The sequence below is a fragment of the Streptomyces roseolus genome (genome assembly GCF_014649855.1).
GTDB classification, from domain to species: Bacteria; Actinomycetota; Actinomycetes; order Streptomycetales; family Streptomycetaceae; genus Streptomyces; species Streptomyces roseolus.
Window position 1 is genome coordinate 60,118 of sequence record NZ_BMTV01000020.1, and the last position, 14,209, is coordinate 74,326.

The 14,209-nt window shown below is 72.1% G+C and carries 13 protein-coding genes and 1 tRNA gene; 10 read left to right on the top strand and 4 right to left on the bottom strand.

Features of this window, described 5'->3' with window-relative positions; translation table 11 throughout:
• Positions 1-26: 26 nt before the first annotated feature.
• Together IE245_RS23145 and IE245_RS23150 are read right to left on the bottom strand one after the other, a co-directional pair.
• On the bottom strand, positions 27-2,600 hold the full coding sequence (locus IE245_RS23145; protein ID WP_189950651.1) for an SUKH-4 family immunity protein: 2,574 nt from the start codon (positions 2,598-2,600) through the stop codon (positions 27-29).
• Positions 2,601-2,607: 7 nt separating this feature from the next.
• On the bottom strand, positions 2,608-3,606 hold the full coding sequence (locus IE245_RS23150) for an SMI1/KNR4 family protein (RefSeq protein WP_189950653.1): 999 nt from the start codon (positions 3,604-3,606) through the stop codon (positions 2,608-2,610).
• Between the two features lie 317 nt (positions 3,607-3,923).
• Between IE245_RS23150 and IE245_RS23155 the strand changes: the two genes are divergently transcribed.
• Positions 3,924-4,427, top strand: coding sequence for a YwqJ-related putative deaminase (locus IE245_RS23155; RefSeq protein ID WP_189950655.1), 504 nt, complete (start codon positions 3,924-3,926; stop codon positions 4,425-4,427).
• A gap of 8 nt (positions 4,428-4,435) precedes the next feature.
• Positions 4,436-4,918, top strand: a complete 483-nt coding sequence (locus IE245_RS23160; RefSeq protein ID WP_189950657.1) for an SUKH-3 domain-containing protein — start codon at positions 4,436-4,438, stop codon at positions 4,916-4,918.
• Between the two features lie 56 nt (positions 4,919-4,974).
• Here IE245_RS23160 and IE245_RS23165 read toward each other — a convergent pair whose 3' ends face one another.
• A complete protein-coding gene (locus IE245_RS23165) occupies positions 4,975-6,273 on the bottom strand; it encodes a sensor histidine kinase (RefSeq protein WP_189950660.1) in 1,299 nt (432 codons plus the stop codon).
• 128 nt (positions 6,274-6,401) lie between these two features.
• Here IE245_RS23165 and IE245_RS23170 point away from each other — a divergent pair, with 128 nt between their 5' ends.
• From IE245_RS23170 to IE245_RS23205, 8 genes are all read left to right on the top strand, one after another.
• Positions 6,402-7,274, top strand: a complete 873-nt coding sequence (locus IE245_RS23170) for a hypothetical protein (protein WP_189950661.1) — start codon at positions 6,402-6,404, stop codon at positions 7,272-7,274.
• 6 nt (positions 7,275-7,280) lie between these two features.
• Positions 7,281-7,351, top strand: a tRNA-Gln gene (locus tag IE245_RS23175).
• A gap of 110 nt (positions 7,352-7,461) precedes the next feature.
• Positions 7,462-8,910, top strand: coding sequence for a bifunctional UDP-N-acetylglucosamine diphosphorylase/glucosamine-1-phosphate N-acetyltransferase GlmU (glmU, locus tag IE245_RS23180; RefSeq protein WP_189950664.1), 1,449 nt, complete (start codon positions 7,462-7,464; stop codon positions 8,908-8,910).
• 130 nt (positions 8,911-9,040) lie between these two features.
• The gene (locus IE245_RS23185; protein ID WP_189950666.1) at positions 9,041-10,015 is read left to right on the top strand and encodes a ribose-phosphate diphosphokinase; all 975 of its coding nucleotides are present in this window, start codon (positions 9,041-9,043) and stop codon (positions 10,013-10,015) included.
• A gap of 252 nt (positions 10,016-10,267) precedes the next feature.
• Positions 10,268-10,852: a 50S ribosomal protein L25/general stress protein Ctc gene (locus tag IE245_RS23190; RefSeq protein ID WP_189950669.1), complete on the top strand. Its 585-nt coding sequence runs from the start codon at positions 10,268-10,270 to the stop codon at positions 10,850-10,852.
• Positions 10,853-10,957: 105 nt separating this feature from the next.
• Positions 10,958-11,554, top strand: a complete 597-nt coding sequence (pth, locus tag IE245_RS23195) for an aminoacyl-tRNA hydrolase (protein ID WP_189950671.1) — start codon at positions 10,958-10,960, stop codon at positions 11,552-11,554.
• Between the two features lie 39 nt (positions 11,555-11,593).
• Entirely contained in the window at positions 11,594-12,037 is a 444-nt protein-coding gene (locus tag IE245_RS23200; RefSeq protein ID WP_189950673.1) for a hypothetical protein, read from the top strand.
• A 142-nt stretch (positions 12,038-12,179) separates the two neighbouring features.
• Entirely contained in the window at positions 12,180-13,079 is a 900-nt protein-coding gene (locus IE245_RS23205) for an LAVTG motif-containing sortase-dependent surface protein (protein WP_229851452.1), read from the top strand.
• Between the two features lie 67 nt (positions 13,080-13,146).
• Here the strand turns inward: IE245_RS23205 and IE245_RS37150 are convergent.
• Positions 13,147-14,209: phosphoenolpyruvate carboxylase (locus IE245_RS37150; protein ID WP_229851453.1), on the bottom strand; the 1,063-nt coding region annotated here is incomplete at its 5' end.

Genomic DNA, 14,209 nt, shown 5'->3' on the forward strand with positions numbered 1-14,209 from the left:
GTCAGATCCGCCGCCCCTCGCACGCCTCAGAGCAGTCCGTCCCACATCTGCTCCAGCAGCACCGACCACCAGTTCTCCGGCGACGACAGCGCCGCCGGGTCCAGCATCGCCAGCTGCGCCTGGAAGTCGACCGTCCAGCGGCCCGCCTGCTCCGGCGTGAGCCCGAACCGCAGCCGCCACATCCGGCCGAGCAGCGCCATCGACCGCGTGAACTCCGGCAGCCCGGTGTTCACGAACTGCGGCGGCACCGACGCCCCGCCCGGACCGGCCTCCACCGGCACCGCCACGATGTGCGCGGTCCCGTACTGGACGCAGATCGCCCGCCCGAAGTCCGACCCCAGCACCAGGTACGAGCTCGCGTCCGGCGCCGCCGGCACCTGACGCTGCTGCGCCAGCTCCGCCAGCGTCGGCACCACCGGCACCGCCGGCTGCGCCCAGAAGAACGGCCCGAAGTCCGCCGGAAGGCCCGCCCACATGAGCGTGACCGCCACCAGCTCCGGAACGCCCTGCCGGGACACCGCCCGCTGGTCGAACCGGAGGATCCCCGGCCCGAACGCGCCCGCCAGCTCCTGCGCCACGGCCTCCGGCGGCACCGGCGGTGCCGGCTGCACCTGCGGCAGCGGAGCCCGCACCGGAGCGGGCCGCGCAGGACCGTCCGCCACCTGATGCAACTCGCCCTGATGCGTGAGGAGTTGACGCATGCCCTGCTGGCGGCCCGCATGATCGCGGCCGTACGGGGCGATGCTGGTGATCCGCGCCTGCGGCCACGTCTCCCGAATCATCCGCGCGCAGTAACCGCCCGGCAGCTCGCAGGACGCCAGCTCCGTGTGGAGTTCGAGCACCTGCTGCGGCGGCACGCCGAGCCCACGCAGCTCGTGCAGGATCTGCCACTCCGGATGCGGGGTGCCCGGCGCCGAACGCCGGATGATCTGCTGCTCCGAACCGTCCGGCGCCCGGTACCGCAGCACCGCCTGGTACCCGGGGCCCACCGTCGGCACACCGGCCGGCGGCTGCTGCGGATACCCGTAGGCCGGAGCCGGAGCAGGCCCCGGAGCGGGAGCCGGGACCGGGCCCGGCGCCTGCGGCGCCGCCGGAGCGGGCCCCGGCGGAGGCACCGGCGCGCCCGGACCCGCCGGACCCGGCTGGGCCAGCATCGTCGGCGCGTGCTCGATGCCGTGCGCCGGCGTCCCCGCGCCCCCGGAGGCACCCGGAGCACCCGGAGCACCCGGAGCACCCGGAGCGCCGGGAACACCCGGCGGCGGAGGCGGCGGCGGCACGTTGCCGCCACCGGCCGGACCGGCCTGCCCGGGATGCGCCAGCATCGTCGCCGCCTGGTGCACCGGCTGCGGCGGCGTCACCGGCCCCGGCGGCGCGGGCGGCGGAGGCGCACCCGGGCCGGCGGGACCGGCGGGACCCACCGGAACACCCGGCGCCGGCGTCTGCGGAACCAACTGCGTCGGTACGTACGCGGGCGCGGGCGCGGGCCCGCCGGACGTCGCACCGGGCACCCCCGGCGGAGGCGGCGGCGCGACCGGTGCCGCCGCCTGCTTCTTCGGCGGCAGCGTCGCCTTGCTCGTCGCCGCGTCCGCGATGTCCCCCGCACCCGGCACGACCGGCGGGGCCGCGGGCGGCGGCGGAGTGGCACCCGGCGCCACCGGCGGCGGCGTCGCCCCCGGCGGCGGAGGCGCGGACGGGTCGAGGCGCGGCGCCACGGCCGTCTTCGGCAGCGCGCTCCCGCCCTGCATCAGCGCCGTCGGCGCGTCCGCGCCCACCACCGGCACCGGGGCGTCCTCGTCATCGGCACCCGACAGCGGCGGCGCGAACACCGTCGCCGGCAGCGGCACGCCCTCCACGCCACCGGAACTCGCGTTGGCGTCCGCCCACGGACCGGCCGGCGCCGACGTCGGCACCCCGTCCATCGCCGTCGGCTCGTACCCGTCCCCCTCCGACGACGCGGAGGAAGAAGAAGGAGAAGCGGAGGAGGACGAAGAAGACGAGTCGAACGGAGGAAGCGGGATCGCCGCCGCCGGCGTCTCCGACCCGTCCGAGGCATCCGCCCCGGCCGACGACACCGACACCGACCCCGAAGCCGAAGCCGGCCCCGGAACCGCGACCGCCTCCGGACCGGATGCCGGACCCGACGCCGGGACCACGTCCCCGCCCGTGTCCGGCTCGCCCTCCGCCTCGACCCGCTCCTCCTGCGACGCGTTCGGCCGCTGCGGCAGACCGATCTTGTCCGCCGCGTCCTGCAACCACTCCGGCGGACTCAACAGGAACGACGTCTGGTTCAGGTCGATCCGCGCCGGCGGCGCGGCCGGAGCCGGCACCGCCGCCTCCTCGACGGACCCGTACTCCTCCTCGTACCGCCGGATCACCTCACCCACCGGCAGCCCCGGCCACAACGTCGCCTCGCCCGAATCCCGCGCGATCACCAGCCGCTGCCGGCCCACGTCCGACGTCGGACCGCCCTCACGGCCCTCCGCCCACACCACGAAACCCAGACCGAACTCCCGCACCCGCACCTCCTGGTGCTGGTACGGCGGAAGATCGCCGTTGATCCACTCCTCGGCGCGCTCCTGCGCCTGCGCGAACGTCACCACAGCCGGCTCAGCCTCCCACCGGGACCACGGGCACGGCGCGCGCGAAGCCGCCGTCCACCATCAGGTTCGCGACCGTCTCCAGCTCCGGCGGATTACCGGCCAGCCGCAACAGGAACGCGTCGAAATCCTCACCACACGGAAGCAGCAGACGCTCCACCCGCTCGTTCACCGACCACCCCGCGGCCTCCTCACCGGAGTCCCGCACGTCGTCGTAGGCACAGAACCACACGGAACCCACACCCGCGCCCCGCACCTTCACCGCCACCAGACCACCCTGCACGAACGCCACCCCCAGGTAGTCCTTCGTCAGATGGTCCCGCAGACACTTGTTCACGTAGACGAGGTCGTTGACCCCCGCCTCCTCGCGCACCGTGAAGAACGGCTGGTCCACCAGCAGCCCCAGCTCCGCGTCGAGCGCCGCGCCCACCGGCGCACACCCGCCCGCCACCTTCAGGAACGAGCGGTACGCCCCCGGCAGCCGGTAGCCGAGATCCTCCTCGACCCCCTGCAACTGCTGCTCCGACACCGACACCCCCGACTTCGGCAGCCCGAAGTGCACCGGACGCGTCTCCTGCAACGGCCGCGTCCCCCGCTTCGCGTGGTCCACCGCCGCCGTCGCCACCCCACCGTGATGCCGCAGCAACGCCTTCACCTCGACCGGCACCAGCTCCAGCCGACGCGAACCCACCACGTGGTGCCACGTCCAACCGTGCGGCGTCGCCACCGCCGGGATCGTGTCCCACAACTCGTGCCCGGTCGCCGCCATCGCCGCGTTCGCCGACACGTAGTCCGTCAGCCGCAACTCGTCGACACCGAAACCCTCCGGCGGTTCCGCGATCTCCGCCGCCGCACGCGCGTACGGCGAGAAGTCCGGAAACCCCCGCTCGTCCACCCGTACCCCGCGCGGATGCCGCGAGGCGCGCACCGGATCCGGGAAGCGCACGACCTGCCCGGCATAGGCCGCGTTCGGTGGCGCGGTGTACTGCCCGAGCCGACCTGTCGTCATGGCGGTTGCCCCCTGCATGGCGTCACTGGCTGCTACTGCTTGCTACGCGCCGCTCGCGCCCCCGGACACCACTGCCCCCGGCACGCCCGAGCGATCCCGCACAGCCTATGCGCTGCCACAAGAGCACGAACCGGCCCGCGCCCCCACCGGCCCACCCCGCACACCCACCGTCACCAACCGTCACGACCCCATGACAGGCCGACCACGACTCCGACACACCGAAGCGGCGAAACCCCCACCCAGCTTCCCCATATGGCTCCCTCTTTGGCAGGCTGTCACCGCAACTCGGGGGATTGCAGGAGGGGAAGACCAGCACCATGTACGCCAGCACGACACCCACACAGGGTGACCCACGCCTCAACTGGAGCAGCGACACCGACCACGGTCGCGCCCCCTTACTGCTCCACCGCCGCGACGGCATCCTGCCCGCCGTCGGGGCCGCCCTCTCCGTCCGCGGAGAGACCCTCACCTGCACCGCCGGCCGCGGCGACACGCCACCCGTCCTGCACGCCCTCGTCCAGGACTTCCTCGACACCCTCACCAGCGGCCAGCGCGAACGCTTCACCGGACGCTGCCCCGAGGCCATCCTGCTCTCCCGGCACCTCACCGCCACCGAGAACAACCGCTCCAAACGCGCCCAGCGCAAGCCCCTCACCGCCGGCGAGGCCCGCCGCAGCCTCAAACACGCCAAGATCACCGCCCGGCGCATCCGCGAGGACGGCGACCCCCTGCACGGCAGCTACGCCGCACCCTGCCGCTCCTGCGCCGCCCTCCTCGACCACTTCGGCGTCCGCACCGTCACCCCCACCGAGAACGGCTGACCCGCACCATGGCCGACACCACCCGCTTCCCCGTCAACGTCGACGCCGCCCTCCGCGACGCCGGCTGGCAACCCGGACGCTGGGACATCAAACTCGCCGAGGAATGGGCCGACACCCTCCGCGCCCACGTCTCCCCCGCCGGCCACCGGCACAGCGTCTTCCCCGCCGCCGTCGAGGCCTGGGCCGAATTCGGCGGCCTCCACCTCACCGCCCCCGGCCACGGCCGCCAGATAGCACCCGCCACCCTCCGCTTCGACCCCCTCGCCGGACTCCACCTCGCCCGCACCCTCGCCGACCTCGGCCGCGCCCTCGGCACCGAACTCGCCCCCCTCGGCGAAGAGGGCGACCACCAGGCCGTCCTCGCCATGGACGCCGAAGGCCGCGTCTACAGCCTCGACCACACCGGCGACTGGTACCTCGGCCGGGACATCGACACCGCCCTCGCCACCCTCGTCACCGGCACCCGGCCCACCCGCCTCACCACCGGCTGACCCCGCACCACCGGAACCACCACCGGCCGACCCCGCACCACCGGGGCCACCACCGGCTAACCCCGCCCCACCGGAATCACCGCGGACACCTTGAAACCACCCGCGTCCGTCGGCCCCGACACGAACGCACCCCCCAACCGCACCACCCGCTCCCTCATCCCCACCAGACCGTTCCCCCCGCTCGGCAACCCCGCGTCCGCCGCCCCCGCGTCCGACGGACCGTTCTCCACCTGCGCCGCCACCTCCGCCTCCCGGTGCGCCAGCCGCACCACCACCGACGCGCCCGGGGCGTGCTTGTGCACGTTGGTCAACGCCTCCTGGACCACCCGGTACGCCGTCCGCTCCACCTCCGGCGGGTACTCCCCCGGCTCCCCCAGCACCACCAGCTCCACCGCCGCCCCCGCCAGCCGCGACTCCTGGCACAGCTCCTCCAGCGCCCCGAGCCCCGGCCCCGCCGCGGCCTCCGCCGCCGCAGCCGCGGCCCGCCCCACCGCCGCCAACGGCACCGCGGCCGGAGCCACCGGCACCGGCTCCTCCCTCAACACCCCCAACATCTCCCGCAGCTCCGTCAACGCCTGACGCCCCATGTCACCCACCAGCGCCGCGTTCCGCACCGCCTTCTCCGGATCCTTCAACGCCACCGCCTGCAACGCCGCCGCGTGCACCACCATCAACGACACCCGGTGCGCCACCACGTCGTGCATCTCCCGCGCGATCCGCCGCCGCTCCTCCTGCCGCGCCCACTGCGCCCGCTGCTCCGCCCGGTCCGCCAGCAGCGACAACTCCTGCTCCAGCGAGTCCGCCCGCTCCCGCAGGCTCTCCATCAGCCGCCGCCGCGCCCCTATGTAGAGCCCGAGCAGCACCGGCGGCGCGTTCAGCCCCAACGTCATGAACAACGCCATCACCGGCACGTACCAGGCACTCGGATCGAAGTCGTCCGCCTGCGCGGCGATGTCCCGCCGCATCTCCACCGCCGTGACCACGAACACGGCGACCGTCGCCATCCCCGCCAGCACGGCCGTGTACCGCCGGGGCACCTCGGAAGCGGCGAGCGTGTACAGCCCGACGACCCCCATCAGGAAACCCATCTCGGCCGGCGCCACCGCGACCGACACCAGCACCACCGTGATCGGCCACCGCCGACGCACCAGCAGCACGGCCCCCACGACGAACCCGAACAACGCCCCCAGCGCCTCCGGAAACCCCGCCTTCCCCGCGAACGACACCCCCTCGGCGGCACACTCCACCGCCGACACCAGCGCCAGCCCGACATCCAGCACGGCACTCCGCCGCCGCCCCCACCACCACACGGCCCGCGCGCCCGGCGCGTCCCGATCTGCCCCCGTTGCGGTCATGCCCCCACCCTACGGGCGCCCCCCGACGAAATCCGAAGGACGTCAACGCCCCGCACACCAGTCCCTCGAACTGTTGAATCGCCCACGGTTTCGACCCGGACGTCCGCATTCCGGACGACGCTCCTCGCATGACCACAGAAATGAACCGGTACGCGGACTTCGAGGGCCTCCGCGCCCAGGCGGTGTCCCTCCGCCGCGAGGGCCTCAGCCGGCGCCAGATCCGTGACCGCCTCCACGTCCACAACAACGACATCCTCAACCGCCTCCTGGAGGGCGAACCCCCACCGGAGTGGACGAGGCGTCCCAACGCCAAGGACGACCTCCGCGCCCGAGCCCGGGAGCTCCGCCTCCAGGGCATGACCTACGACCAGATCCAGGTGGAGCTGGGCTGCTCGAAGAGCTCGATCAGCCTGTGGGTACGAGACCTGCCGGAGCCGGAACGGAAACGGACTCCGGAACGGGCGTCCGAAATCGCCCGGCGTGGGTGGGAGCCCACGATGCGCCGGCGCGAGGAGGAACGACAGGCGACCAAACGTGCCGCGGCCGAGAACATCGGCGCCCTGTCGGAGCGCGAGCTCTTCCTTCTGGGCGTGGGCCTGTACTGGGCCGAGGGCACGAAGGACAAGCCGCACGCGCGGCGCGAGCGCGTCACCTTCGTCAACAGTGACCCCGGGATGGTGCGGGTCTTCACAGCCTGGCTGGACCTGATGGAAGTCCCGGCCGAGCGGCGCGCGTACAGCCTCATGATCCACGAGACCGCCGACGTCACCGCCGCCGAGAACTACTGGGCGGACCTCGTCGGCGTACCCGCTTCCCGCTTCAGGAAGACGACCCTCAAACGCCACAACCCGAGGACCGTGCGCAAGAACGTCGGGGCCGAATACCGAGGCTGTCTCGTCATCCGCGTCCTCGGCAGCGCCGACTTGTACCGTCGCATCGAGGGCGCCTGGTACGGCATAGTAGGGGCGGCGTCCACGCTGGATCTCCAGAATCGGACATAAAGCCCATCCCGGGTCGTCTAAGGGCAAGACGGGAGATTTTGGTTCTCCATATGGGGGTTCGAGTCCTCCCCCGGGAGCACGCTGGGTTCGGGCCCTGACCTCCCAGGTCAGGGCCCTTCCTCATGGCCGCCCCCTGACGCCCCGGTATCCTTCGTGCGTCCACCACCCAAAGCCGAAGGGCATATCCGTGAGCGCCAACCGCCCGGCAGCCGTCGTCGTCCTCGCAGCGGGTGAGGGCACCCGCATGAAGTCCAAGACCCCCAAGGTCCTGCACGAGATCGCCGGGCGTTCGCTCGTCGGACACGTCGTGTCCGCCGCGCGCGAGCTGGACCCCGAGCACCTCGTCGTGGTCGTGGGGCACGCGCGGGAGCGCGTGCGGGGGCACCTGGAGGAGGTGTACCCGGGGACCCGCACCGCCGTGCAGGAGGAGCAGAACGGCACCGGGCACGCGGTGCGGATGGCTCTGGAGGAGCTCGGGGCCGCGCCCGAGGGGACCGTCGTCGTCGTGTGCGGCGACACTCCGCTGCTGTCCGGTGCGACGCTGAAGGGGCTCGCGGAGACGCACGCCGCCGACGGCAACGCCGTGACCGTGCTGACCGCCGAGGTGCCGGACTCCACCGGGTACGGGCGGATCGTGCGGGACGGGGCGACGGGCGCCGTGACCGCGATCGTCGAGCACAAGGACGCGTCGCCGGGCCAGCTGGACATCCGGGAGATCAACTCGGGCGTGTTCGCGTTCGACGGCGTCCTGCTCGCGCAGGCGATCAAGCAGCTGCGGACGGACAACAGCCAGGGCGAGGAGTACCTCACCGACGTGCTGTCGATCCTGCGCGAGGCCGGTCACCGTGTCGGCGCCTCCGTGGCCGCCGACCACCGGGAGATCCTCGGGATCAACAACCGCGTGCAGCTGGCTGAGGCCCGCGCGCTGCTGAACCGCCGGCTGATCGAGGCCGCGATGACGGCCGGCGTGACCGTGGTCGACCCGGCGTCGACGATCGTGGACGTGACCGTGACGTTCGAGCCGGACGCCGTGATCCACCCGGGTACGCAGCTGCTCGGTGCCACGCACGTCGGCGAGGACGCCGAGGTCGGGCCGAACACGCGGCTGACGGACACGACCGTGGGCCGGGGCGCGCGGGTCGACAACTCGGTGGCGGTCTCGGCGGAGATCGGCGACGGGGCCTCCGTGGGTCCGTACGCGTACCTCCGTCCGGGCGCGCGGCTCGGCGCGAAGGCGAAGATCGGTACGTACGTCGAGGTGAAGAACTCGTCGATCGGTGAGGGCACGAAGGTTCCGCACCTGTCGTACGTGGGCGACGCGACGATCGGCGAGTACTCGAACATCGGCGCGGCGAGCGTCTTCGTGAACTACGACGGGGTGGCCAAGCACCACACGACGATCGGGTCCCACTGCCGGACCGGTTCGGACAACATGTTTGTGGCTCCCATCACGATCGGGGACGGCGCGTACACCGCCGCGGGGTCCGTGATCACGAAGGACGTGCCGGCGGGCGCCCTGGCCGTCGCCCGGGGCCAGCAGCGGAATATCGAGGGCTGGGTCGCCCGGAAGCGGCCCGGCAGCGCCGCGGCGAACGCGGCCGAGGCGGCCTCGGAGGGGTCGGCCGGCGAAAGCTGACCGGAAACAGGTGCGTCGAACTCGGCGTACCGTGATACGTGCACACAAATTCGGCTGGTTCGCACACGCCTCCGGGAGCTCCGGGAGCGCGGGTCTTGCGGCCAGAGAACACGTCTGAGGAGACAGTGCTGTGACCGGGATCAAGACGACCGGCGAGAAGAAGCTGATGCTCTTCTCCGGCCGCGCCCACCCCGAGCTGGCCGAGGAGGTCGCGCACCAGCTGGGCGTCGGTCTCGTTCCGACCAAGGCGTTCGACTTCGCCAACGGTGAGATCTACGTCCGCTTCCAGGAGTCGGCGCGCGGCGCGGACTGCTTCCTGATCCAGAGCCACACGGCTCCGATCAACAAGTGGATCATGGAGCAGCTGATCATGATCGATGCTCTGAAGCGGGCCTCGGCCCGGAGCATCACCGTGATCGTGCCGTCGTACGGCTACGCCCGTCAGGACAAGAAGCACCGCGGCCGCGAGCCGATCTCGGCCCGTCTGGTGGCGGACCTGATGAAGACGGCCGGCGCGGACCGGATCCTGACCGTGGACCTGCACACGGACCAGATCCAGGGCTTCTTCGACGGCCCGGTGGACCACCTGTCGGCGCTGCCGGTGCTGGCGGACTACGTGGGCAGCAAGGTCGACCGGGAGAAGCTGACGATCGTCTCCCCGGACGCGGGCCGGGTGCGGGTCGCCGACCGCTGGTGCGACCGTCTGGACGCGCCGCTGGCGATCGTGCACAAGCGCCGTGACAAGGACGTCGCCAACCAGGTGACGGTCCACGAGGTCGTCGGTGACGTGAAGGGCCGCGTCTGCGTCCTGGTGGACGACATGGTCGACACGGGCGGCACGATCTGCGCGGCGGCGGAGGCGCTCTTCGCGCACGGCGCCGAGGACGTCATCGTGACGGCGACGCACGGCATCCTGTCGGGTCCGGCGGCGGACCGCCTGAAGAACTCCAAGGTGAGCGAGTTCGTGTTCACGGACACGCTGCCGGTGCCGGGTTCTCTGGAGCTGGACAAGATCACGGTGCTGTCGATCGCGCCGACGATCGCGCGCGCGGTGCGCGAGGTGTTCGAGGACGGTTCGGTGACGAGCCTCTTCGAGGAGCACTGAGCCCCGGTTTTTCCGGTGAGGGCCGTCTTCCCCGTTCGGGGGAGGCGGCCCTCCGCCGTTCCGCTTCCCGGGCCGGTGATCCATTTGGGGGGTCGGGGCGGGGCGGGTAGACTGCCCTGGTTGCTCGGCGAGGGAGGCCGGTACCCGTTCTCGGGTCGGCGCTCCGTTATCGACGCGCTCTTCGTAGCAGGCCATCGCCAGTCGGCGGCCGGGTGACAGTCACGTTCGTCACCACCACTACGAGGAGTGCACATGTCCGAGGTGAAGCTCGCCGCCGCCGTCCGCACCGAGTTCGGCAAGGGCGCCGCCCGCAAGATCCGTCGTTCCGGCAACGTCCCCGCGGTCGTCTACGGCCACGGCTCGGAGCCGATCCACATCACGCTGCCGACGCACCAGACCACGCTGGCGCTGCGCACCCCGAACGTCCTGCTGTCCCTGGACATCGAGGGCAAGGGTTCCGAGCTGGCGATCCCGAAGGCCGCCCAGCGCGACCCGCTGAAGGGCGACCTGGAGCACGTCGACCTGCTGCTGGTCAAGCGTGGCGAGAAGGTCACCGTCGAGATCGTCGTCGAGACCGAGGGCGACCTGGCCCCGGGCGCCTTCCTGGTCGAGAACGTGCTGAACACGCTCTCCGTCGAGGCCGAGGCCACCCACCTCCCGGAGTCCGTCACGGTCTCCATCGAGGGCCTGTCCGCCGGTGACTCGGTCCACGCCAAGGACATCGCGCTGCCGAAGGGCGCCGCCCTGGTGACGGACCCCGAGGCCGTCGTCATCCAGATCCTGGCCGCGCAGGCCGAGGAGCCGGCCGCCGAGGGCGACGAGGCCGCCGAGGCCTGAGCCGTAGGCTCTTGTCCGACGTGACGGGGTGACGGTCCGCGCTGCGGTCCGTCACCCCGTTTCTCTGTGTCTGGTTCCCTGTGTCTGGTGAATGAGGAGAGTGCGATGACCGACGACGCGAACGCGCCCTGGCTGATCGTCGGCCTCGGCAATCCGGGGCCGGAGTACGCGGGCAACCGCCACAACATCGGCTTCATGGTGGTGGATCTGCTGGCGGAGCGGATCGGCGGGAAGTTCAAGCGGGCGCAGAAGGCGCAGGCGCAGGTCGTGGAGGGCCGGCTGGGGCCGGTGGGTCCGGCGAACCGGCGGGTGGTGCTGGCGAAGCCGATGTCGTACATGAATCTTTCCGGTGGCCCGGTGACGGCGCTGCGGGACTTCTACAAGGTGCCGACGGCGCACGTCGTGGCGGTCCACGACGAGCTGGACATCGACTACGCGACGCTGCGGCTGAAGCTGGGCGGCGGGGACAACGGGCACAACGGCCTGAAGTCGATGACGAAGGCGATGGGTGCGGACTACCACCGGGTGCGGTGCGGGATCGGGCGTCCGCCGGGCCGGATGCAGGTGGCGGACTTCGTGCTGAAGGACTTCTCGTCGACCGAGCGCAAGGAGCTGGACTGGTTCGTGGACCGGTCGGCGGACGCGGTGGAGTGTCTGGTGACGGAGGGTCTGGAGCGGGCGCAGTCGGCGTACAACTCCTGACCGTCGCCTTTCGGCCGCACGGTTGTACGATCCCGGGTCATGACGCACGTCCGGAACGCCGCCATGGCCCTCGTCGCCGTCCTGCTCGTGGTCGCGGGGGTGTGGGCGTCGTGGGCTTCGGCGCAGCACGTGCTCCTGGCGAAGGGGCGTGAGCACGGGACGCTGACGGTGGCGGGGTGCACGGACGAGCGGTGCAGCGGTGCGTACGTGCCGGAGGACGCGGGTGCGCCGCGGCGGACGCTGACGATCGAGCGGTCGGTGGCGGCGGGGCCGGGGGCGGTGATCCCGGTGGTGGTGAAGCCGGGCACGGACGAGGGCGTGCGGGCCGGTTGGGGCGGCGGGTTGCACGCCTGGCTGCCGTTGGGCGGCGCGCTGGTCCTGGCGGCCCCGCTGGTGGCGGGGGGTCTGCGGCTGCGGCGGACGGCGTGGTCTCTGGCGGGCGCGGGCGCGGCGCTGTGGGTGGCGGCGTTCGTGGCGTTGTGACGGGCCGTGAGGTGCGACCGGATTCAACCATTTCCCGGCGGGATCGTTATGTGCCTCTGGGTTAAGCGTGACTCAAAGCGACGGATAGGCTGCCCCCGCCACCTCCCACGGCATCCCTCATCCCACAGATGGACGACTGCACATGCGACGTTCCCTGATTCCCGCCGCCACGCTCGTCGCGGCCATGGCGGGCTCCTTGGCTCTGGCGCCGGCCGCCGCTGCCTCCAGCGGTGTCTACGACCTCAAGCTGCACCAGAAGACGCCGATCAAGGCGGCCGACTTCGAGCAGGGCGAGTGCCCCGACACCATTCCCGCCGACAAGGACGGGTGGCACTTCGTGATCCCGGGCGGCGGCACGGACTTCGTGAAGCTGACGGTCACGTTCGACGGCGGGGCCCCGATCGAGATCACTTCCTTCGGCCCGCCGAAGGACGACCACGCGTACGTGGCTTCGGACGCCGGTGCGGAGCTGACCTCGGCGGTCGCGACCGTCAAGGGCGAGCGGGTGAAGTTCTTCAACCTGTCTCACACCTGCGCCGCGGAGGACGAGGAGACCACCGGGGGCGCCGCCACCGGTGAGACCACCACCGGCGAGACCACCACGGGCGAGACGACCACCGGTGAGACCACCACGGGTGAGACGACCACCGGGGGCAATGCCACCGGCGAGACCACCACGGGTGAGACCACCACGGGTGAGACGACGACCGGCGAGACGACGACCGGCGAGACCACCACGGGTGAGGCCACCGCCACCGGTGGGGCCACGGCCACCGGTGAGACCACCGCGACCGGTGGCTCCTCGGCGACCGGCGAGACCACCGCGACCGGCGGTTCCTCGGCGACCGGTGAGACCACCGCGACGGGTGAGACCACCGGTGACGTCAAGGGCGAGACCGACACCAAGGGCGGTTCCGAGGAGGGCAACCTCGCGGAGACCGGTTCGAGCGCTCCGGTCGGCGTGATCGCCGGCGTCGCCGCCGCGCTCGCCGCGGCCGGCGCGTTCCTGGTGCTGCGCCGCCGCAAGGCCGCGCAGGGCTGACCTACCCCGGTAGTGAGAAGTGCCCCCACGGGATTCCGTGGGGGCACTTCTCGTGGGCCGGGCGGCGTCAGCCGGTGTTGCGCAGGCCCGCGGCGACGCCGTTGACCGTGAGCAGCAGGGCCCGCGCGAGCAGCGGGTCCGGCTCCTGGCCGGCCTCGGCGGCCGCGCGCTGGCGGGCGAGGAGGGCGACCTGGAGGTAGGAGATCGGGTCCAGGTAGGCGTCGCGGATGGCGAAGGTCTGCTGGAGGACCGGGTTGGAGTCGAGCAGCTTCTCGCCGCCGGTGACCTTGAGGACCTCCTCGACGGTGAGCGCGTGCTCCGCCTCGATGGCCTCGAAGACGTGCTTGAGCTCGTCGGGGACGAGGGTGTCGACGTAGTGGCGGGCGATCCGCAGGTCCGTCTTCGCCAGCGTCATCTCGACGTTGGAGAGGAAGTTGCGGAAGAAGTGCCACCGCTCGTACATCTCGCCGAGGACCGCTTCGAGGCCGGCCTCGCGCAGGGCCTTGAGGCCGGATCCGACGCCGTACCAGCCGGGGACGATCTGGCGGGACTGGGTCCATCCGAACACCCAGGGAATGGCGCGGAGTCCGTCGAGGGAGACGCCGGAGCCGGGTCGGCGGGAGGGCCGCGAGCCCAGGTGCAGGTCGGCGAGCTGGTCGACGGGGGTGGAGGCGAGGAAGTACGCCGGCAGGCCGGGGTCCTCGACGAGCTTGCGGTACGCGGTGTGGGCGGCCTCCGAGACGGTGTCCATGGCGGCGTCCCAGCGGGCGAGGGCGTCGTCGGACTGGCGCGGCGCGGTGTGCAGGGCGGAGGCCTGCAGGGTGGCCGCGACGGTGAGTTCGAGGTTCTCGCGGGCCAGCGACGGGATGAGGTACTTGTCGGAGATGACCTCGCCCTGTTCGGTGACCTTGATCTCGCCCTCCAGGGTGCCCCAGGGCTGGGCGAGGATAGCGTCGTGCGAGGGGCCGCCGCCGCGGCCGACGGTGCCGCCGCGGCCGTGGAACAACCTCAGCCGAACCCCGTAACGGTGAGCGACGTCCCTCAGCCTCCGCTGGGCGCGGTGGATCTCCCACTGGCTGGTGGTGATGCCGCCGAACTTGGAGGAGTCGGAGTAGCCGAGCATGACCTCC